The 14,802-nt window shown below is 73.1% G+C and carries 16 protein-coding genes; 14 read left to right on the forward strand and 2 right to left on the reverse strand.

Annotated features, from left to right (window positions below; genetic code table 11):
- Positions 1-94: 94 nt before the first annotated feature.
- Positions 95-259, reverse strand: a complete 165-nt coding sequence (locus ACFV4P_RS25445) for a gallidermin/nisin family lantibiotic (RefSeq protein WP_380474805.1) — start codon at positions 257-259, stop codon at positions 95-97.
- Positions 260-522: 263 nt separating this feature from the next.
- On the opposite strand from ACFV4P_RS25445, the gene ACFV4P_RS25450 reads away from it, so the two are divergent.
- From ACFV4P_RS25450 to ACFV4P_RS25475, 6 genes are all read left to right on the forward strand, one after another.
- Positions 523-1,071, forward strand: a complete 549-nt coding sequence (locus ACFV4P_RS25450; RefSeq protein ID WP_380474807.1) for an RNA polymerase sigma factor — start codon at positions 523-525, stop codon at positions 1,069-1,071.
- On the forward strand, positions 1,068-2,036 hold the full coding sequence (locus ACFV4P_RS25455; protein WP_380474809.1) for a hypothetical protein: 969 nt from the start codon (positions 1,068-1,070) through the stop codon (positions 2,034-2,036). The genes ACFV4P_RS25450 and ACFV4P_RS25455 overlap by 4 nt, the downstream gene beginning before the upstream one ends.
- 134 nt (positions 2,037-2,170) lie before the next feature.
- Positions 2,171-2,821 (forward strand): hypothetical protein, encoded by a 651-nt coding sequence (locus ACFV4P_RS25460; protein WP_380474811.1) that lies wholly within the window; start codon positions 2,171-2,173, stop codon positions 2,819-2,821.
- The gene (locus tag ACFV4P_RS25465) at positions 2,818-3,666 is read left to right on the forward strand and encodes a hypothetical protein (RefSeq protein WP_380474813.1); all 849 of its coding nucleotides are present in this window, start codon (positions 2,818-2,820) and stop codon (positions 3,664-3,666) included. The genes ACFV4P_RS25460 and ACFV4P_RS25465 overlap by 4 nt, the downstream gene beginning before the upstream one ends.
- A 46-nt stretch (positions 3,667-3,712) precedes the next feature.
- Positions 3,713-4,597 (forward strand): ABC transporter ATP-binding protein, encoded by an 885-nt coding sequence (locus ACFV4P_RS25470; protein ID WP_380474815.1) that lies wholly within the window; start codon positions 3,713-3,715, stop codon positions 4,595-4,597.
- On the forward strand, positions 4,597-4,980 hold the full coding sequence (locus ACFV4P_RS25475; protein ID WP_380474817.1) for a DUF2511 domain-containing protein: 384 nt from the start codon (positions 4,597-4,599) through the stop codon (positions 4,978-4,980). Before ACFV4P_RS25470 ends, ACFV4P_RS25475 begins: the two co-directional genes overlap by 1 nt.
- Positions 4,981-5,049: 69 nt before the next feature.
- On the opposite strand, the gene ACFV4P_RS25480 is transcribed toward ACFV4P_RS25475, so the two are convergent.
- Positions 5,050-5,568: a hypothetical protein gene (locus ACFV4P_RS25480; RefSeq protein WP_380474819.1), complete on the reverse strand. Its 519-nt coding sequence runs from the start codon at positions 5,566-5,568 to the stop codon at positions 5,050-5,052.
- Between the two features lie 911 nt (positions 5,569-6,479).
- On the opposite strand from ACFV4P_RS25480, the gene ACFV4P_RS25485 reads away from it, so the two are divergent.
- From ACFV4P_RS25485 to ACFV4P_RS25520, 8 genes are all read left to right on the forward strand, one after another.
- Positions 6,480-7,991 (forward strand): LCP family protein, encoded by a 1,512-nt coding sequence (locus tag ACFV4P_RS25485; RefSeq protein ID WP_380474821.1) that lies wholly within the window; start codon positions 6,480-6,482, stop codon positions 7,989-7,991.
- A 555-nt stretch (positions 7,992-8,546) separates the two neighbouring features.
- Positions 8,547-9,107, forward strand: coding sequence for an RNA polymerase sigma factor (locus ACFV4P_RS25490; RefSeq protein WP_380474948.1), 561 nt, complete (start codon positions 8,547-8,549; stop codon positions 9,105-9,107).
- A gap of 8 nt (positions 9,108-9,115) precedes the next feature.
- Positions 9,116-10,021: a CU044_5270 family protein gene (locus tag ACFV4P_RS25495; RefSeq protein WP_380474823.1), complete on the forward strand. Its 906-nt coding sequence runs from the start codon at positions 9,116-9,118 to the stop codon at positions 10,019-10,021.
- Between the two features lie 184 nt (positions 10,022-10,205).
- Positions 10,206-11,183: an ABC transporter ATP-binding protein gene (locus ACFV4P_RS25500; RefSeq protein WP_073818586.1), complete on the forward strand. Its 978-nt coding sequence runs from the start codon at positions 10,206-10,208 to the stop codon at positions 11,181-11,183.
- Positions 11,183-11,977 (forward strand): ABC transporter permease, encoded by a 795-nt coding sequence (locus ACFV4P_RS25505; RefSeq protein WP_380474825.1) that lies wholly within the window; start codon positions 11,183-11,185, stop codon positions 11,975-11,977. Before ACFV4P_RS25500 ends, ACFV4P_RS25505 begins: the two co-directional genes overlap by 1 nt.
- Positions 11,978-12,044: 67 nt before the next feature.
- A complete protein-coding gene (locus tag ACFV4P_RS25510) occupies positions 12,045-12,995 on the forward strand; it encodes an ACP S-malonyltransferase (protein ID WP_380474827.1) in 951 nt (316 codons plus the stop codon).
- Positions 12,982-14,565, forward strand: coding sequence for a class I adenylate-forming enzyme family protein (locus ACFV4P_RS25515; RefSeq protein ID WP_380474829.1), 1,584 nt, complete (start codon positions 12,982-12,984; stop codon positions 14,563-14,565). Before ACFV4P_RS25510 ends, ACFV4P_RS25515 begins: the two co-directional genes overlap by 14 nt.
- Positions 14,546-14,794 carry an acyl carrier protein gene (locus ACFV4P_RS25520; protein WP_073818489.1) on the forward strand — a complete coding sequence of 83 codons (249 nt, stop codon included), beginning with the start codon at positions 14,546-14,548 and terminating at the stop codon, positions 14,792-14,794. Before ACFV4P_RS25515 ends, ACFV4P_RS25520 begins: the two co-directional genes overlap by 20 nt.
- Positions 14,795-14,802: the final 8 nt, after the last annotated feature.

Genomic DNA, 14,802 nt, shown 5'->3' on the forward strand with positions numbered 1-14,802 from the left:
CCAGAGCGCAAGAACCCCGCCCGCTGCGGGTCCGCGCGCCGGGACCGCCGGGGCTGCGCCCCCCCCCCCCCCCCACGCCGGACGTGCCGTTCCGTCAGCAGCAGTAGGAGCAGGCGCTGCCGCCGTTCGGGCTGGTGCAGCCCGGGGTGCACAGCGACAGGCTGGTGACGTTCGGGCCGGCGATCTCGGTCTCGACCTCGATCTGGGCGTCGAGCTCGAAGAAGTCCTTGATGCCCTGGTCCATGGCCTGGATGCCCATGATTCCTCCTCGTCAAATACGCGGACTGATCGGACAGTTACCGACTTGCGGTGAATCCGGCCGGTTTCGGGGATTCGTCGCGGCGTCGGTGGTTCGATGGAACGGGGTGCGGGGAGATCCGCACAAGGGACTGCCGCCGATCTGGCAGCTCCGGCAGTACGGTCCGGCGTCACTGCCGGTACGCTCCCGACCACGGCAGGCGACCGGGGCGAACGCGTTCCGGGCGGTGGTGAACCGCACGGCGAAAGGCTGCTACGTACCTCATGGTGTTGACCGACGAGATGCTGTTGGCCGAGGTGGCCCGCGGTGACGAGGGCGCGCTGCGGCAGCTGTACGAGCGTCACGCCGCGGCGATGTTCCGCCTGCTCGGACGGCTGGCACCGACCCGGTCGAGTGCCGAGGAGATCCTCCAGGAGGCCTGGCTCGCCGTCTGGCAGTCGGCAGGCAGCTTCCGCGGCGACTCCTCGGCGGTCGGCTGGCTGCTCGGGGTCGCGCGCCGGCAGGCGCACAACCGGTTGCGGCGGGTGGAGGCGGTGACGGTGGAGATCGACGAGGCCCGGGACGTGGCGGACCCCTGCGTCGACGTCGCGGAACAGGTGCTCGCCCGGGCCTCCCGCGAGCGGATCGCGGCGGCCATCGCGGCGCTGCCCGAGCACCACCGGGAGGTGGTCATCCTCGCGCTGGTCGACGAACTACCGTACCGAGACGTGGCGGCGGCACTCGACATTCCGGTGGGAACGGTGAAGAGCAGAATGGCACATGCGCGAGCGGCACTGGCCCGCGCGCTGTCGGACGAGCGGGTGCGCCCGTGAACCGGACCGACCATCTGACCGAGGAGCAGTTCGTCCGGCTGTCCGGCGCCGGGACCGGCCCGACCGCCGGGCTCCACCTGGCGGGCTGCGAACCCTGCCAGGAGCAGGCGGCGTCCTGGACGCGGCTCGCCGAGGCCGCGGCCGACGCGGACCTGCTGCTGACCCGGGAGGCGACGGCCCCGCCGTCCTTCGACGCACTGCTCGGCGGGCGGCTGCCGGCCCGGGCGGCGGCGGCGGAGCCGGTGCGTCGACCGGCGGCGGAGCCGGTGCGTGCACCGGTGGCCGCTGCGGCCCCCCGCCCGGTGGCCGGGACGGTCTGGAGTCGCAGCCGGGCGTGGCGGATCGCCCGACAGCTGACGGTGCGCCAAGTGGGCATGCTGCCACGCTCGTTGGGTCCGATCACGTTCGCCGGGCTGCTGCTCGCCGGGGCCGTCGCGCTGCTCAGCCCGCCCGGGTACGCGGACCGGCTCGGCGCCGCCGCGATCAGTCTGGTGGTGCTGCTCGGGTCGCTGGGGGTGGTGTCGAGCCGGCGCGACCCCCGCAAGGAACTGCTGCAGGCCCTGCCGGTGCCCCCGGTCACGGTCTTCCTGGCCCGGGTGACGCTGGTGCTGGCCGCGGACCTGGTCGGCGGGCTGCTGGTCTCGGTGGCGTCCGGCCTGCTGGGCGGGCCGGCCGTCGGGGAGGTGATCGCCGGCTGGCTGGGCCCCGCGCTGCTCTCCGCCGGACTCGCCATGGTGGTGGCGGTCTGGAAGGCGCCCTGGCTCGGCCTCGCCGCCGGCGGCGGGCTCTGGCTGACCGGCACCTTCGTCACGCTCCCGCACACCGGCCGCCGCCCGGTCGGCCTCGGCGCCCTGCTGATCGACCTGTGGACCACCGGGCCGCTGACGGTCGCGGCCGGCCTGCTGCTGGTCGGCTGCGCGGTCCGCCTGGTCGCGCTCCCGGGCCGGTCGGTGCGCGAGGGCTGAGGCCGCCGCGCCTGTCGTCGAACCCCGCAACGCCCGTGGGCCGACGCGGAGTTCGAGGGCCGGCCCCGGCGGCGGCCGGAAAAAACTTCTGACGACCCGTGAACCGATCCGTCGCCGCCCGCTACGTACTGGGCATGACGGAACGAAAGCTCTGGATGCACGAAGCCCGCCGTTGCGGGCTCGCGGCCCTGGCGCTGCCATTGGCGGCCGCGATCGGAGTGCTGGCGGTCTCCGTCGCGGTCGGTGGCGGGGACCACGCCGACGCCAGGAGCACCGGGATCGGAATGGTCCGGCTGCTGGCCAATGTCTTCCCGGTGGCCGCCGGGCTCGCCGCGGCCACCGCCGCCGCCCGGGACCGGCTGATCGAGGTCCTGCTGACGCTGCCCACCCAGTACCCGACGGTGGTCCGCCGCCGGATCACCATGGTCACCGCGCTGGTGATCGCCTCGGCCACGGTGGTGGTCGTCCGGCTGGCGCTGGCCGGGCAGTGGGCCAACCCGGCGTGGGGGCCGGTCGCGCTGCTGGTGCCGATGGGCCCGGCGTTCTTCCTGATCGGCGCGGCGCTGTTCGCCCAGGCGGTGCTGCGGTCCACGTCCGCCGCCTCCACCGTGGTGATCGCCGCCTGGCTGTTCCAGGTGATGCTGTTCGACACCTACGTGACCGCCTGGCTGGCGAACAAGCTCCTGCTGACCGCGCTCGGCGCCGTCCTGGCCTACCTCGGGACGCGCCGGCTCTCCGACAGCGAGCGCCAGCTCGCCCGAATCGCTCCCGGGGCCGCACAGTGACCACGCGCACCGCCTTCGACGCAGCCCACCGCCGTACCGCCCGCAGCCGCAGGGGCGGGACGGTCACCACCGCGGTGGCCGTCACCGCGGCCTACGAGTTCCGGATGGCGACCCGGGCCAAGGTGCTGTGGTTCGCCGTCCTGCCGCTGCTGGCGATCGCGACCGTCGTGCTGGCCACCTCGCCGCGGATCGGGGCCGAGGACTCGGCCGCGGCCAAGGTCGGCGGCTGGGCCGTGGTGATCAACCTGATCACCACCGTGGGCCTGGGCGTGGCGCTGGCCGACCGCTTCGTGCGGATCCGCGGGATGGGCCTGACCGAACTGCTGGAGTCCACCCCGGCGAGCACCGCCGGGCGGATGGCCGGCACCCTGGTCGGCTCGCTGGCCGCCGCGCTGGCGCCGGTCGCGCTGCTGATGGTCGTGGTCGGCGGCTACTTCACGGTGGCCGACGGCTCGCCGGCCGCGTTGGGCTGGGCGGTGGTGGCGTTCCTGACGGTCATCGTTCCGGGCGCGCTGCTGCTCTCGACCTTCGCCTCCACCGCCGCGCTGTGGGTGCCGCTGCCGGTGGCCCGGGTGCTGTCCGCGCTGATCTGGTTCTGGATGACGGCGTTCAGCAGCAACGTGGTGCCGACCCCGTCCCCGACCGGCACCCTGCTCTCGCCGCTCGGCGACTACGTCGCGACCGGCTGGATGGGATCCACCCGGATCTGGGCCGGCCACGGCCACCCGGAGGCGATCAGCCCGCACCCGAGCGCCGCCTCGGCGCTCGCCAACCTCGTGGTCGTGCTGCTGCTCACGGCCGTCCTGTTCGGGATCGCCCGCGCCACCCAGCGGATCCGTCGATGACCGCCCGCACCTGCTCACGACCGTCCTCTCCCAGGAGCCACCTCTGATGGAAATCTCCCTCCAAGGCCTGACCAAGGAGTTCAAGGGCTCGTTCCGCGCCCTGGACCACCTGGACCTCGAACTGCGCGGCGGGATGGTCGGCCTGCTCGGTGCCAACGGCGCGGGCAAGACCACGCTGATGCGGATCCTCACCGGCACCGTGCAGGCCACCTCCGGCCGCGTCGTGGTCGGCGGACACGACCTCGGCACCACCGCCGGACGCACCGCCGTCAAGCGGACGCTCGGCTACCTGCCGCAGGAAATCGACATGTACCCGGACCTCACGGCCCGCGAATTCCTCGACTACATCGCCCTGTTGAAGGGCATCGACAGCAAGTCCGCGCGCCGCGCGCAGATCTCCGAACTGCTGGAACGGGTCGCGCTCACCGAGGCGGCCGGCCGCCGGGTCGGCGGCTACTCGGGCGGCATGAAGCGCCGCCTCGGCATCGCCCAGGCCCTGCTCGGCGACCCCGGGCTGATCATCGTGGACGAGCCCACCGCGGGCCTCGACCCCGAGGAGCGGATGCGGTTCCGGGCCCTGCTGGCCGGACTCGGCGGCGACCGCACGGTGATCCTCTCCACCCACATCCTCGACGACGTCGCCCAGACCTGCCCCGAGGTCGCGGTGCTGACCAAGGGCCGGCTCGTCTACCACGGCTCCACCGAGGGCGTGGTGGCGGCCGCGCACGGCTACACCTACGCCGTGACGACCGCCGGACCGCCGCCGGTCGGCGACCACGCGGTGGTCAACGCCCAGGCCACGCCCGGCGGAACGGTCTACCGGGTGGTCACCGAAGTCCCGCCGGCCGGCGCGGTGCCGGTGGAACCCACGCTGGAGGACGGCTACGTCGCGCTGATGCGCCGCGGGCGCTCCGCCCAGGGGGTGGCCTGATGAAGAACGCCACGCGTCGCACCGTGACGGCCGTCGCCGCCCTGCTGTTCCCGATCGCCGTGCTGACCGGGTGCGGGGCCGTGGGCGGCGACCCCAAGTCCGGCAAGACCGCCGTCCCGCTGCCGGCGCCCACCGGCAGCCGGCAGGACGTCGCCGAGGAGAACTTCGTCCACCTGTGGCCGTTCAAGGTCGACAAGGGCGCCCTGGAGTGCCGCAACGGCAAGGACGTGCTGTTCATCGCGCCCGACGGCAAGGAGTACGCGCTCAACGACCAGGCCAAGAACGACGGCTTCGGCGACGTCGGGCCGGTGCACGACGACGACGTCAGCCTGGGCGCGGTCCGCAGCCAGGCGCTGCGGCTGTGCGACCCGAAGTCGGGGTGAGGCAACCGACGTCGGGGTGAGGCGGCGGGCGCCGGGCGCCGCGCGGGCCCGCCGCCGGGGACCCCGCCGTCAGGAGGCGAGCGGGCCGGGCGTCCGGTGGCGGGCGGAGACCGCGCGCAGCTCCTGACGGCCGGACACGCCGTGCGCCACGTACAGTCTGCGGACTCTGCGGTACAGCGAACGCTCGGAGCAGAACAGCTCGTCGGCGATCCGGGCGATCGGCAGCGGGCCGCAGAGCAGACGGAACAGTGCGGCGTCCTCGCCGCCGCCGCCGGCGGCCGGGGTCGGCACGGCGGCCGCGGGCGCGGACCAGCCGGTCAGGGCCGGCACCTGGTCGGAGTCGGAGGTGGGGCGGGCGAGGCGATCGGCCATCGCCCGCAGCACCGCCCGGTACTCCTGGGGAGGGATCAGGACGTTCAGCACCGAGGCCGCGCCGGCCTGGATCGCGCGCTGGGTCCCCTGGCCGACCAGGTCCGCGACCACCCCGAGATGGGTCACCAGCGGATGGGCCTCGACCAGCTCCCGCAACTGATCGATCTGCAGGTCGTTCAACGCCGGAACGACGGCGACCTTGCCGCCGATGGACAATGCCGCCCCGACATCCGCCGCATAGACCCACCGAACCGGGAAATCCGCCACCAGGCGGGCATACGGAGCGGTTGTCCGGCGTAGCTGCTCGTGCACGACAAAACCCGGACAGTCGTACACGAATTGATCTTGTGGTTGATCGGATCGGTCGATTTCACGTCCTGCCTGGATGTTCCTCACTCGCGGGGCCTCGCTGCACTGGGCCATCTTGCGCATGCGTACTCCGTCCTCTGGAGGCAGCGCGCCGCGTCGGCGGAGAACCCGCAAGAACGCCGGGCTCCGCGAGGGTCGGGCGGAGTGGCGGATGTGCCGACAGTCGGCAGTCATTCCCCCAGTTCGTGATGGTCCTTTCCTGCCCGAAACTAGTCGGTGATCCTATGTTCCTGTCATGCAGAGGTCAATAGATATTGACTTCCCTCGGCAATGTCTGAATTTCATCCGCCCCCTTCGCGGATGCGGTGGCTCCGGCGTGGGGATCCTGTGCACATCTGTGTACAAATGGCACCCCGCAATTCCGTCTGTCCCCACCTACCCCTGCTCCCGCATCGGTGACGGCATCGGGAGCCACCCTGACGGCCACGGCGTGCGGCAGGTGCTCCACGGCGCGGCGCGGTTGGCGGAACGCCTGGTGGGGTGAGCAACAGGGGTGCGCTGTCGGGTCATTGCACCCCCCGCGTGCAACATCTGAGGGCTCTTGTGCATCTATTAGGGGAGAAAAGCTCGGAAGGGCCGGGCGGCGGGGGTGTGTTGTGATACGCGGACAGTCCGGGACCGTCGAGCCGGTGGCGGGCGAGGGCGAGGGGAAGGTGCCCCGGCAACGCTCGGGGGGCAGGGGGCAGGACGGGGGCCGGCGGGCGGCGCGGAAGGAGCGGGGCCGGCGGCACCGGGGGCTGAAGATCGTCGCCTGGAGCGTGGCGGGGCTGGTGGTGCTGACCGTCGGCACCGGCGGGTACCTGTACATGCGGTACAACGGCAACATCAAGTCCGCACCGCTGTTCGCGGGCGAGAGCGGCGACGCGGGGCACGAGGTGCCGGACGAGTTCGGACGCACCCCGATCAACGTGCTGGTGATCGGCTCGGACTCGCGCGACAACCCGGAGGACTGCGCGATCGGCGGCGACTGCGGCCCCGGCGCCAACGCCGACGTCCAGCTGCTGATGCACATCTCGGCGGACCGCTCCAACGCCACCGTGATGAGCATCCCGCGTGACCTGATGACCGACCTCCCGGTCTGCAAGGACGAGAACAACAACAAGTCCAAGGGCGGCCGCGGCCAGATCAACTCCACCCTGGCGTACGGCCCCGGCTGCACGGTGGCCGCCGTGCACAAGCTCACCGACATCCCGATCGACCACTTCGTCAAGGTCGACTTCGTCGGCGTGATCAAGATGTCGGACGCGGTGGGCGGCGTCCCGGTGTGCGTCAGCGACAACGTCTACGACCCGTACTCGCACCTCAAGTTGAGCCAGGGCAAGCACACCCTGAAGGGCATGGCGGCGCTGCAGTTCGTCCGCACCCGGCACGGCTTCGGCGACGGCGGCGACCTCGGACGGGCGAGCGCCCAGCACGCCTTCCTCGGGTCGATGATCCGCCAGCTGAAGAGCGCCGGGACGCTCACCGACCCGACCAAGGTGCTGTCGCTGGCCGACGCCGCCACCAAGGCGCTCACCGTCGACCCCGGCCTGGACGGGATCACCAAGCTGGTCGGCCTGGCCGACGACCTGAACAAGGTGCCGCCGTCCCGGGTCACCTTCACCACCATGCAGACCGGCGCCGACCCGCGGGACGACAACCGACTGGTGGCCGGCCCCGACGCGGCCAAGCTGTTCGCGACGATCAAGAACGACCAGTCGCTCAGCGGCGACCAGAACGGCGCGAACAGCGCTCCCTCCTCGCCGCCGCCCGCCGACCCCGCGAGCCAGCCGCCGTCCCCGCCCGCCAACGGCACACCCCGCAGGAACATCGCCGTCGTGGTGAAGAACGGCAGCGGCGCCGAGGGCCGGGCCACCGCCCTCGTCGACGTGCTGAAGGGCGCCGGGTTCTCCCGCGAGACCACCACCGGCAAGAGCACCCCGGCGGAGCACACCACCGTCCGCTACCCGGCCGGCAAGGAGGGCGACGCCCAGCAGGTGGCCGCCGCGCTCGGACTGCCCGCGGGCGCCGTCGAGGCGGGCAGCGGCAGTTCGATCGAGCTGCTGATCGGCGCCGACTGGAAGGAAGGCGCCAGCTTCCCGGCCGGCGGCCCGGCCGCCCCCGGCGACCCGGCCGCCGCGCTCAAGGGCGCCGAGGCCACCACCGCCGACAAGGACGACACCTGCGTGCAGGTCAGCCACGAGAACACCGTGAGCCTGCCCCACTACGGCGGCATGACCCCGATCAAGGCGTTCGACCGCAGCCCGGAGATCCCGGTCTCCGCGCCCTGACGAGGCGTCAAGCACGGCTCCGGTGGCGCGACGCCCGTGCCCGCAGCACCACCGGAGCGGCGAGCAGCGGGCGAGCGGCCCGGCCTGTGCGCAGGGCGGTGACGGCTCGAACGGGACGGCGGTGAGGGCGCCCGCCGGGGTGCCCCGGTGGAACGGCCGCCGCCCTTCGGCACGACGCGCTCCACCGGGCCGAGGAGCATGCCGGAATCCGGCCCGGTGCGCCTCGTCGCGGGCCGGCCACCCGCTCTCGAACCCGCCGAGCGCCCGCAGCGGCCGGTACCGGCCGCCGGGCAGGCGTCGAGGCTCCGTCGCCCCTTCCCCCGTTCCCCCACGTTGCGCGGCAGCCGCGCAGAACTGCGGTGCCCGCAACGGGCGTTCGCGCCGTGCCGGAAACTTTCCGCCGAATCCGCCGAACCGGTTCCGTCCGAGGTGGCAATAGAGGGTGAAGACACACCCGGCACGCCACCGCGAGGGAGAACCGATGTGCATGACCGACCAGACAGCGACGGGCCGCCGGGCGGGCCGGTGACGGCCCTCCTCCGGGCGGACGCCCCCGTGCGGGAGGGGACGGACGACGACGCGGCGGTCATCGGGGCGTCGCTGTCCGCGCCGGACCGGTTCGGCGAGATATACGACCGGCACGCCGTCGCGGTGCACCGCTACCTGGCCCGCCGGGTCGGCGCCGCGGTGGCCGACGATCTGACCTCCGAGACCTTTCTGTCGGCGTTCCGGATCCGCGGCCGCTACGACCGCGAGCGCACCGACGCCCGGCCCTGGCTGTACGGGATCGCCACCAACCTGCTGCACCGCCACCAGCGCACCGAACGCTCCGGCTACCGGGCCCTGGCCCGCAGCGGCGTCGACCCACTGGCCACCGACGACCACGCCGACTCGGTGGCCGCCAGGGTGACGGCCGGCGCCCGGGCCGAGGAGATCGCCGGCGTACTGGCCCGGCTGACGGCCAAGGAGCGCGATGTCCTGCTGCTGTTCGCCTGGGCCGAGTTGACGTACCACGAGATCGCCGAGGCGCTGCGGATCCCGCTCGGCACGGTCCGCTCCCGGCTCAACCGCGCCCGACGACGCCTGCACACCGCACTCGACCGCCCGAACCACTGAGGAGTCCCATGGACGAGATCACCCGGCTCGCCGAGTTCCGAGCCGACACCGAACCGATGACCGCCCACGCCCGGCTCCGCGGCCGCCTGCAACTGGCCGACGCCATCGCCGGAACGCCCCCTGCGCGAGGGGGCCGACGACCGACCACGCGCCGAGTGCTGGTCGCCGCGGCCCTGACGGCGGCGCTCACCGCGGGTGTGGTCGGCACCCAGATCGCCGGGCCGGGCGCGACCGAGTCCAGCGCCCGGGCGATCTCGGCGCTGAACCTCGCTGCCGACGCGCTCGCCGACGCCCCGCAGCCGCGGCCGGACCAGTTCGTGTACATGGACGTCCTGCACACCTCCAGTGGCGAGAAGAGCGGCGCCGTCCAGTGGTGGTTCTCCGTCGGCGGATCGGAGCAGGGCCTGGTCAGGACGACCTCCGAGAACTCCCTCACGCTGCCCCCCCGGGAGACCGGTCCCGGCCTCCGGCTGGCTCCCTACAGCGTCCTGGCCGCGCTGCCGACCGATCCCGACGAACTGCTGCGGCGCCTGGAGGCGGACCCGGCGGTGCACGAGAGCCAGATCCAGCAGCAGGTGAGCCGCGAGGTGGCGATCTGGGACCTGATTCGCACGATCATGGACAACGGCTGCCCCGCTCCCCAGCAGGCCGCGCTGTTCCGGGCCGCGGCGAAGTTGCCGATCATCTCCTACAGCGAGGAGGTCACCGACGCGCTCGGCCGCAGCGGTGAGGCGGTGGGTGCGCTCGTCCCCAGGGTGGGGACCGTCCAGCTCATCCTGGACCGGAACACCCACGCCTTCCTCGGTGAACGCGTCGTCGGAGAGGCCGGGTCGGAGAGCGAGGGCAGGGTGAAGTCCAACAGCGCGGTGCGGACGTTCGCGATCGTCGACAGAGCCGACCAGCTGCCTTCCTGACCGACCGGAGGCGGTTCCGCGGGGTGTCCCGCGGGGCCGCCTCTCGGCGTGGGCGGGGCGGTATCGGTGGGGCGGGTGGGGCAGATAGGGGGCCGATAGGCGGGCCGGTTCGGGGGGATAGGGGAGGCCGGGAGAGTAGTGCTCACAAGAGGCGAACCTCCGCCGAACCGTGAGGACTCGGATGATGATCGATTACCAGAACCGTACGGCGTCGAGGGGGACGGCGTCCCCCCTGGCGGCTGAACTCTCCAGCGTCGTCAAGCGGTTCACCAACGCCAAGGGCGAGGTGTTCACCGCCGTCAACGGGCTGGATCTGCGGATTCGGCGGGGCGAGGTGGTGGCGTTCCTCGGGCCGAACGGCGCGGGCAAGACCACCTCGATCGACATGCTGCTGGGGCTGACCCGGCCGGACGAGGGCGAGGTGCGGCTGTTCGGGGTGAGCCCCGAAGAGGCGGTGCGGGCCGGGCGGGTGGCGGCGGTGCTGCAGTCCGGCGGTCTGCTGCCCGACCTGACGGTCGAGGCGACCGTGCACATGCTGGCCTCGCTGCACCCGGGCGCCGACCCGGAGCGGTGCATGGCGCGGGCGAACATCACCGAGCTGCGGGCCCGCCGGGTGGCGGCCTGTTCGGGCGGTGAGCAGCAGCGGCTGCGTTTCGCGCTGGCGCTGCTGTCCAAGCCGGACTTCCTGGTGCTGGACGAGCCGACCGCCGGCATGGACGTGGTGGCGCGGCGGGACTTCTGGGCGGCCGTCCGGGAGGACGCGGCGCGCGGCATGACGGTCATGTTCGCCACCCACTACATGGAGGAGGCGGACCAGTTCGCCGACCGGGTGGTCCTGATCAACAAGGGTGCGGTGGTGGCCGACGGCTCGGCCTCCTCGATCCGCGCGGCGACCAGCGGCCGCACCGTCTCGGCGGTGCTCAGCCCGTACGAGGCCGGCGTGGTCTCCCGGACGCCGGGCGTGCGCTCCAGCGCCGTCCGCGGTGAGCGCACCTACTTCACCTGCACCGACTCGGACGCGCTGCTGCGGGTGCTGGTCGCCGAGACGCAGGCGCGGGACATCGAGGTGGCGCCGCGCAGCCTGGAGGAGGCCTTCATGGCCATCACCGAGAACGCCGGCCGCGCCGACAGCGCCGCCAACGCCCAGAAGGAGACCGTCTGATGGCCGCCGTCACGGCGCCCGCCGCCGCCCGCACCTCGATGTTCAACGGGGTGAACCCGACCTTCGTCCGCCACGAGCTGCGCCGCCGGTTCAACCGGCAGACCACGATCTTCACGGTGCTGCTCCCCGCCGTGCTGTACCTGGCGCTGTTCCGCACCGCCCCGTCCGGCGGGGCCGACCTGCCGCACGGCAACTTCGCGGCCTGGATGATGATCGGCCAGGCGGTGTACGGCGCGGCCACCGCGGCGGTCAGCTCGGCCGCCACCATCTCGGTGGAGAAGTCCGTCGGCTGGATGCGGACCATCGCGATGAGTCCGCTCACCCCGCCCGGCTACCTGCTGGTCAAGGTGCTCTGCTCGGTGCTGATGGCCGGCGTGCCGGTCGCCATCGTGGGAGCGCTGGGTGCGCTGACGGGCGCTCACGCCGACGCCGGTGTGTGGGTGATCTCGCTGCTGGTGGCCTGGATCGGCGCCGCGGTGTTCGCCGCGCTCGGCATCGGCATGGGCCTGGCGATGAAGCCCGACGTGGTGATGCACATGCCGGGCCTGACCATGACCGCGCTCGCCTTCCTGGGCAACCTGTTCATCCCGCTCAGCGGCGTGATGCTGGAGGTCTCCCGCTACACCCCGATGTACGGGGTGGCGACGCTGGCCCGGTACCCGCTGAACGACGGCTTCTCGTTCCACGGGGAGCACTCCAGCGTGGCCGGCGCGGTGTTCAACCTGCTGGCCTGGTTCGCCGGCTTCTCGTTCCTGGCGATCCGCCGCTTCCGCAAGTCCACCGGCCGCCCGTAGGCACGCCGCACAACGCCGGGCGTTCCCGCGCCCGGCGCAGGCCCCACTCGAAAGGAGGTTCGAACAAATGTTCGCATTCATTGCGCCGGGTCAGGGCTCCCAGACCCCGGGCATGCTGGCCGCCTGGCTGCGCGACCCGGCCACCGCCGAGCGGGTGCGGGCCTGGTCGGAGGCCGCCGACCTGGACCTGGTCCACCTCGGCACCAAGGCCCCGGCCGCCGAGATCGCCCGCACCGAGCACACCCAGCCGCTGCTGGTCGCCGCCGGACTGCTCGCCCACCACGCCCTGGCCGGCACCGTCCGGCCGGGCGCGGCGGTGGCGGCCGGCCACTCGGTCGGCGAACTCACCGCCGCGGTGTACGCCGGGGTGCTGGAGCCCGCCGACGCGGTCCGACTGGCCGCGATCCGCGGCCGGGCGATGGCCGCGGCCTGCGCCGAGGCGTCCACCTCGATGGCCGCCGTGGTCGGCGGCGAACAGGACGAAGTCCTGCTCCGCATCGCCGAGTTGGACCTGACCGCAGCGACCTTCAACGGCCCCGGCCAGATCGTCGCGGCCGGTCTCGAAGAGTCCCTCGCGGAGCTCGTCGCCGCCCCGCCCGCCGGGGCCACCGTCAAGCCGCTCAGCGTGGCCGGCGCCTTCCACACCCCGTTCATGGAGTCGGCCCGGCAGACCTTCGCCGCCGCCGCCGAAGCGGTGCCGTTCGCCCCGCCGAACCGGCTGCTGCTGTCCAACGCGGACGGCGCACCGGTCGAGGACCCGGCGGAGATCCGCCGCCGCCTGGTCCACCAGGTGGTCAGCCCGGTCCGCTGGGACCTCTGCCTGGACCGGCTGGGCGAACTCGCACCGGAGGTGACGGTCTCGCTGCCGCCCGCCAAGACCCTCGCCAACCTGCTCAAGCGCCGGCACCCCGGGCTGGACGTGCTGTCCGTCAACACCGCCCGGGACGTCGTCCGGGCCCAGGAGCGGCTCGCCGCCGCCGAGCTCAGCGAGGGAGTGGCCGTCCATGCCGGTGTCTGACCTGCTCGAATACCCGCTCCTGGAGCGGGCCGACCACCCCGCCGTGATCGACGCCGACGGCGCCCTGACCTACCGCGAGCTGGGCGGCGACGTGGACCGCGCGGTCGGCTGGCTGCGCGGCCAGGGCCTCACCGCCGGCGAGCGGGTGGTGTACGCGGGCGGCAACGACCGCTCCTTCCTGGCCCTGTTCTGGGCCACCCTGAGGATCGGGGCGATCTTCGTCCCCGTCCACCCGGAGCTGACCGACCAGCAGATCGACCACATCGTCGCCGACTCCGAGGCCGCGCTGGCCGTCTGCCGCCCCGAGGCCGGCCGCTCCGCCGCCCGCACCGTCGAGGTCGAGGAGGCCTGGCAGCAGGTGCTCGCCTCCGTCGAGGACGGCCACCGCGCCGACGTCGACGAGGACGCGGTCGCGATGCTGATCTACACCTCCGGCACCACCGGCCGCCCCAAGGGCGTGGTCTGCCCGCACCGCCAGATGCTCGCCGCCCTCGACGCGATCAACGCCTGCCTCGGCTACCACCAGGACGACGTGGTGCTGTGCCGGCTCCCGCTCTCCTTCGACTACGGCCTCTACCAGGCCCTGCTGTCCGCCCTGGTCGGCGGCACCCTGGTGCTGGCCCGCCGCAGCGAGGACGTCGGCCTGCTCCGCCTGGTCGAACGCACCGGCGTCACCGTCGTCCCGCTGGTGCCCTCGCTGGCCCAGATGCTCCACCTGCTGCAGTCCAAGCTGCGCCGGCCCACCAAGGTGCGGCTGTTCACCAACACCGGTGCCCGCCCCGGCCGGGCCGTGATGGCCGAGCTGCTGGAGGTCTTTCCCGGCTCCGAGTTCGCCTCGATGTACGGCATGACCGAGTGCAAGCGGATCTCCATCCTCGACCCGGACGAGTACGCCGAGCACCCCGACTCGGTCGGCCCGCCGATCCCCGGCGACCGGGTCCGGATCGTGGCCGCCGACGGCACCGGGCTCGGCCCCCGCGAGACCGGCGAGATCGTGGTCTGGGGACCGACCGTGATGGCCGGCTACTGGCGGATCCCGCTCGAAGCGCAGAACCGTTTCATCCGCCGTCCGGACGGCTCGCTGGAGCTCCACACCGGCGACCGCGGCTGGGTCGACGAGGACGGCCGGCTCTACTTCGTCGGCCGCGACGACGACGTGATCAAGCGCCGCGGCATGCGGATCGCCCTCACCGAGATCGAGGACGCCGCCGAACGCCTCCCCGGCGTCACCGCCGCCGTCGCACTGCGCCCCGAGGAGGAGGGCGGGCAGCTGCTGCTGGCCGTGCACGGCACCCTCCCGCCGGAGCAGGTCCGGGCCGCGCTGGTCGGCCGGCTCGACCCCAGCCGGATGCCCGACCGGGTCGTCCCGCTGGACACCGTCCCGCTGACCGCCAACGGCAAGCCGGACCGGGCCGCCGCCAAGCGCCTGGTCGAGGCCGCCACAGCCGAGGCCGCCGCAGCCGCGGAGACGGCCGCCGCCACCGCAGCCGCCGTCGCGGCCGAGCACCACCGAATCCACCAGACCGTCACCGCATCTCCGAGGGGCAGCCATGAACCAGTCGCAGTTTGATCAGCTCGTCGAGCGGATCTGCTCCGTGCAGGTCACCGACTCCGAGACCCCGCTCGTGGACCTGGGCGTCGACTCGCTGCACACCATCGCCCTGGTGATGGCCGTCGAGGAGGAGTTCGGCATCGAGGTCGACCCCGACGCCCTCGCCGACCCGGCGCTGGCCTCCCCGGCCGGACTCTTCCGCTACGTGCAGACCTGGGCCGCCGACGCCGCCCCGGCCCGAGTCTGAGGGACCGC

Source organism: Kitasatospora sp. NPDC059795, assembly GCF_042732175.1.
Taxonomy (GTDB): domain Bacteria; phylum Actinomycetota; class Actinomycetes; order Streptomycetales; family Streptomycetaceae; genus Kitasatospora.

Bases quoted from the DNA above. Each gene is read 5' to 3' on its own strand.
- ACFV4P_RS25505 (WP_380474825.1), top strand. From the start codon at position 11,183: ATGGCCGCCGTCACGGCGCCCGCCGCCGCCCGCACCTCGATGTTCAAC.
- ACFV4P_RS25445 (WP_380474805.1), bottom strand. From the start codon at position 259: ATGGGCATCCAGGCCATGGACCAGGGCATCAAGGACTTCTTCGAGCTC.
- ACFV4P_RS25475 (WP_380474817.1), top strand. From the start codon at position 4,597: ATGAAGAACGCCACGCGTCGCACCGTGACGGCCGTCGCCGCCCTGCTG.
- ACFV4P_RS25495 (WP_380474823.1), top strand. From the start codon at position 9,116: ATGGACGAGATCACCCGGCTCGCCGAGTTCCGAGCCGACACCGAACCG.
- ACFV4P_RS25500 (WP_073818586.1), top strand. From the start codon at position 10,206: ATGATCGATTACCAGAACCGTACGGCGTCGAGGGGGACGGCGTCCCCC.
- ACFV4P_RS25460 (WP_380474811.1), top strand. From the start codon at position 2,171: ATGACGGAACGAAAGCTCTGGATGCACGAAGCCCGCCGTTGCGGGCTC.
- ACFV4P_RS25450 (WP_380474807.1), top strand. From the start codon at position 523: ATGGTGTTGACCGACGAGATGCTGTTGGCCGAGGTGGCCCGCGGTGAC.
- ACFV4P_RS25520 (WP_073818489.1), top strand. From the start codon at position 14,546: ATGAACCAGTCGCAGTTTGATCAGCTCGTCGAGCGGATCTGCTCCGTG.
- ACFV4P_RS25470 (WP_380474815.1), top strand. From the start codon at position 3,713: ATGGAAATCTCCCTCCAAGGCCTGACCAAGGAGTTCAAGGGCTCGTTC.
- ACFV4P_RS25515 (WP_380474829.1), top strand. From the start codon at position 12,982: ATGCCGGTGTCTGACCTGCTCGAATACCCGCTCCTGGAGCGGGCCGAC.
- ACFV4P_RS25510 (WP_380474827.1), top strand. From the start codon at position 12,045: ATGTTCGCATTCATTGCGCCGGGTCAGGGCTCCCAGACCCCGGGCATG.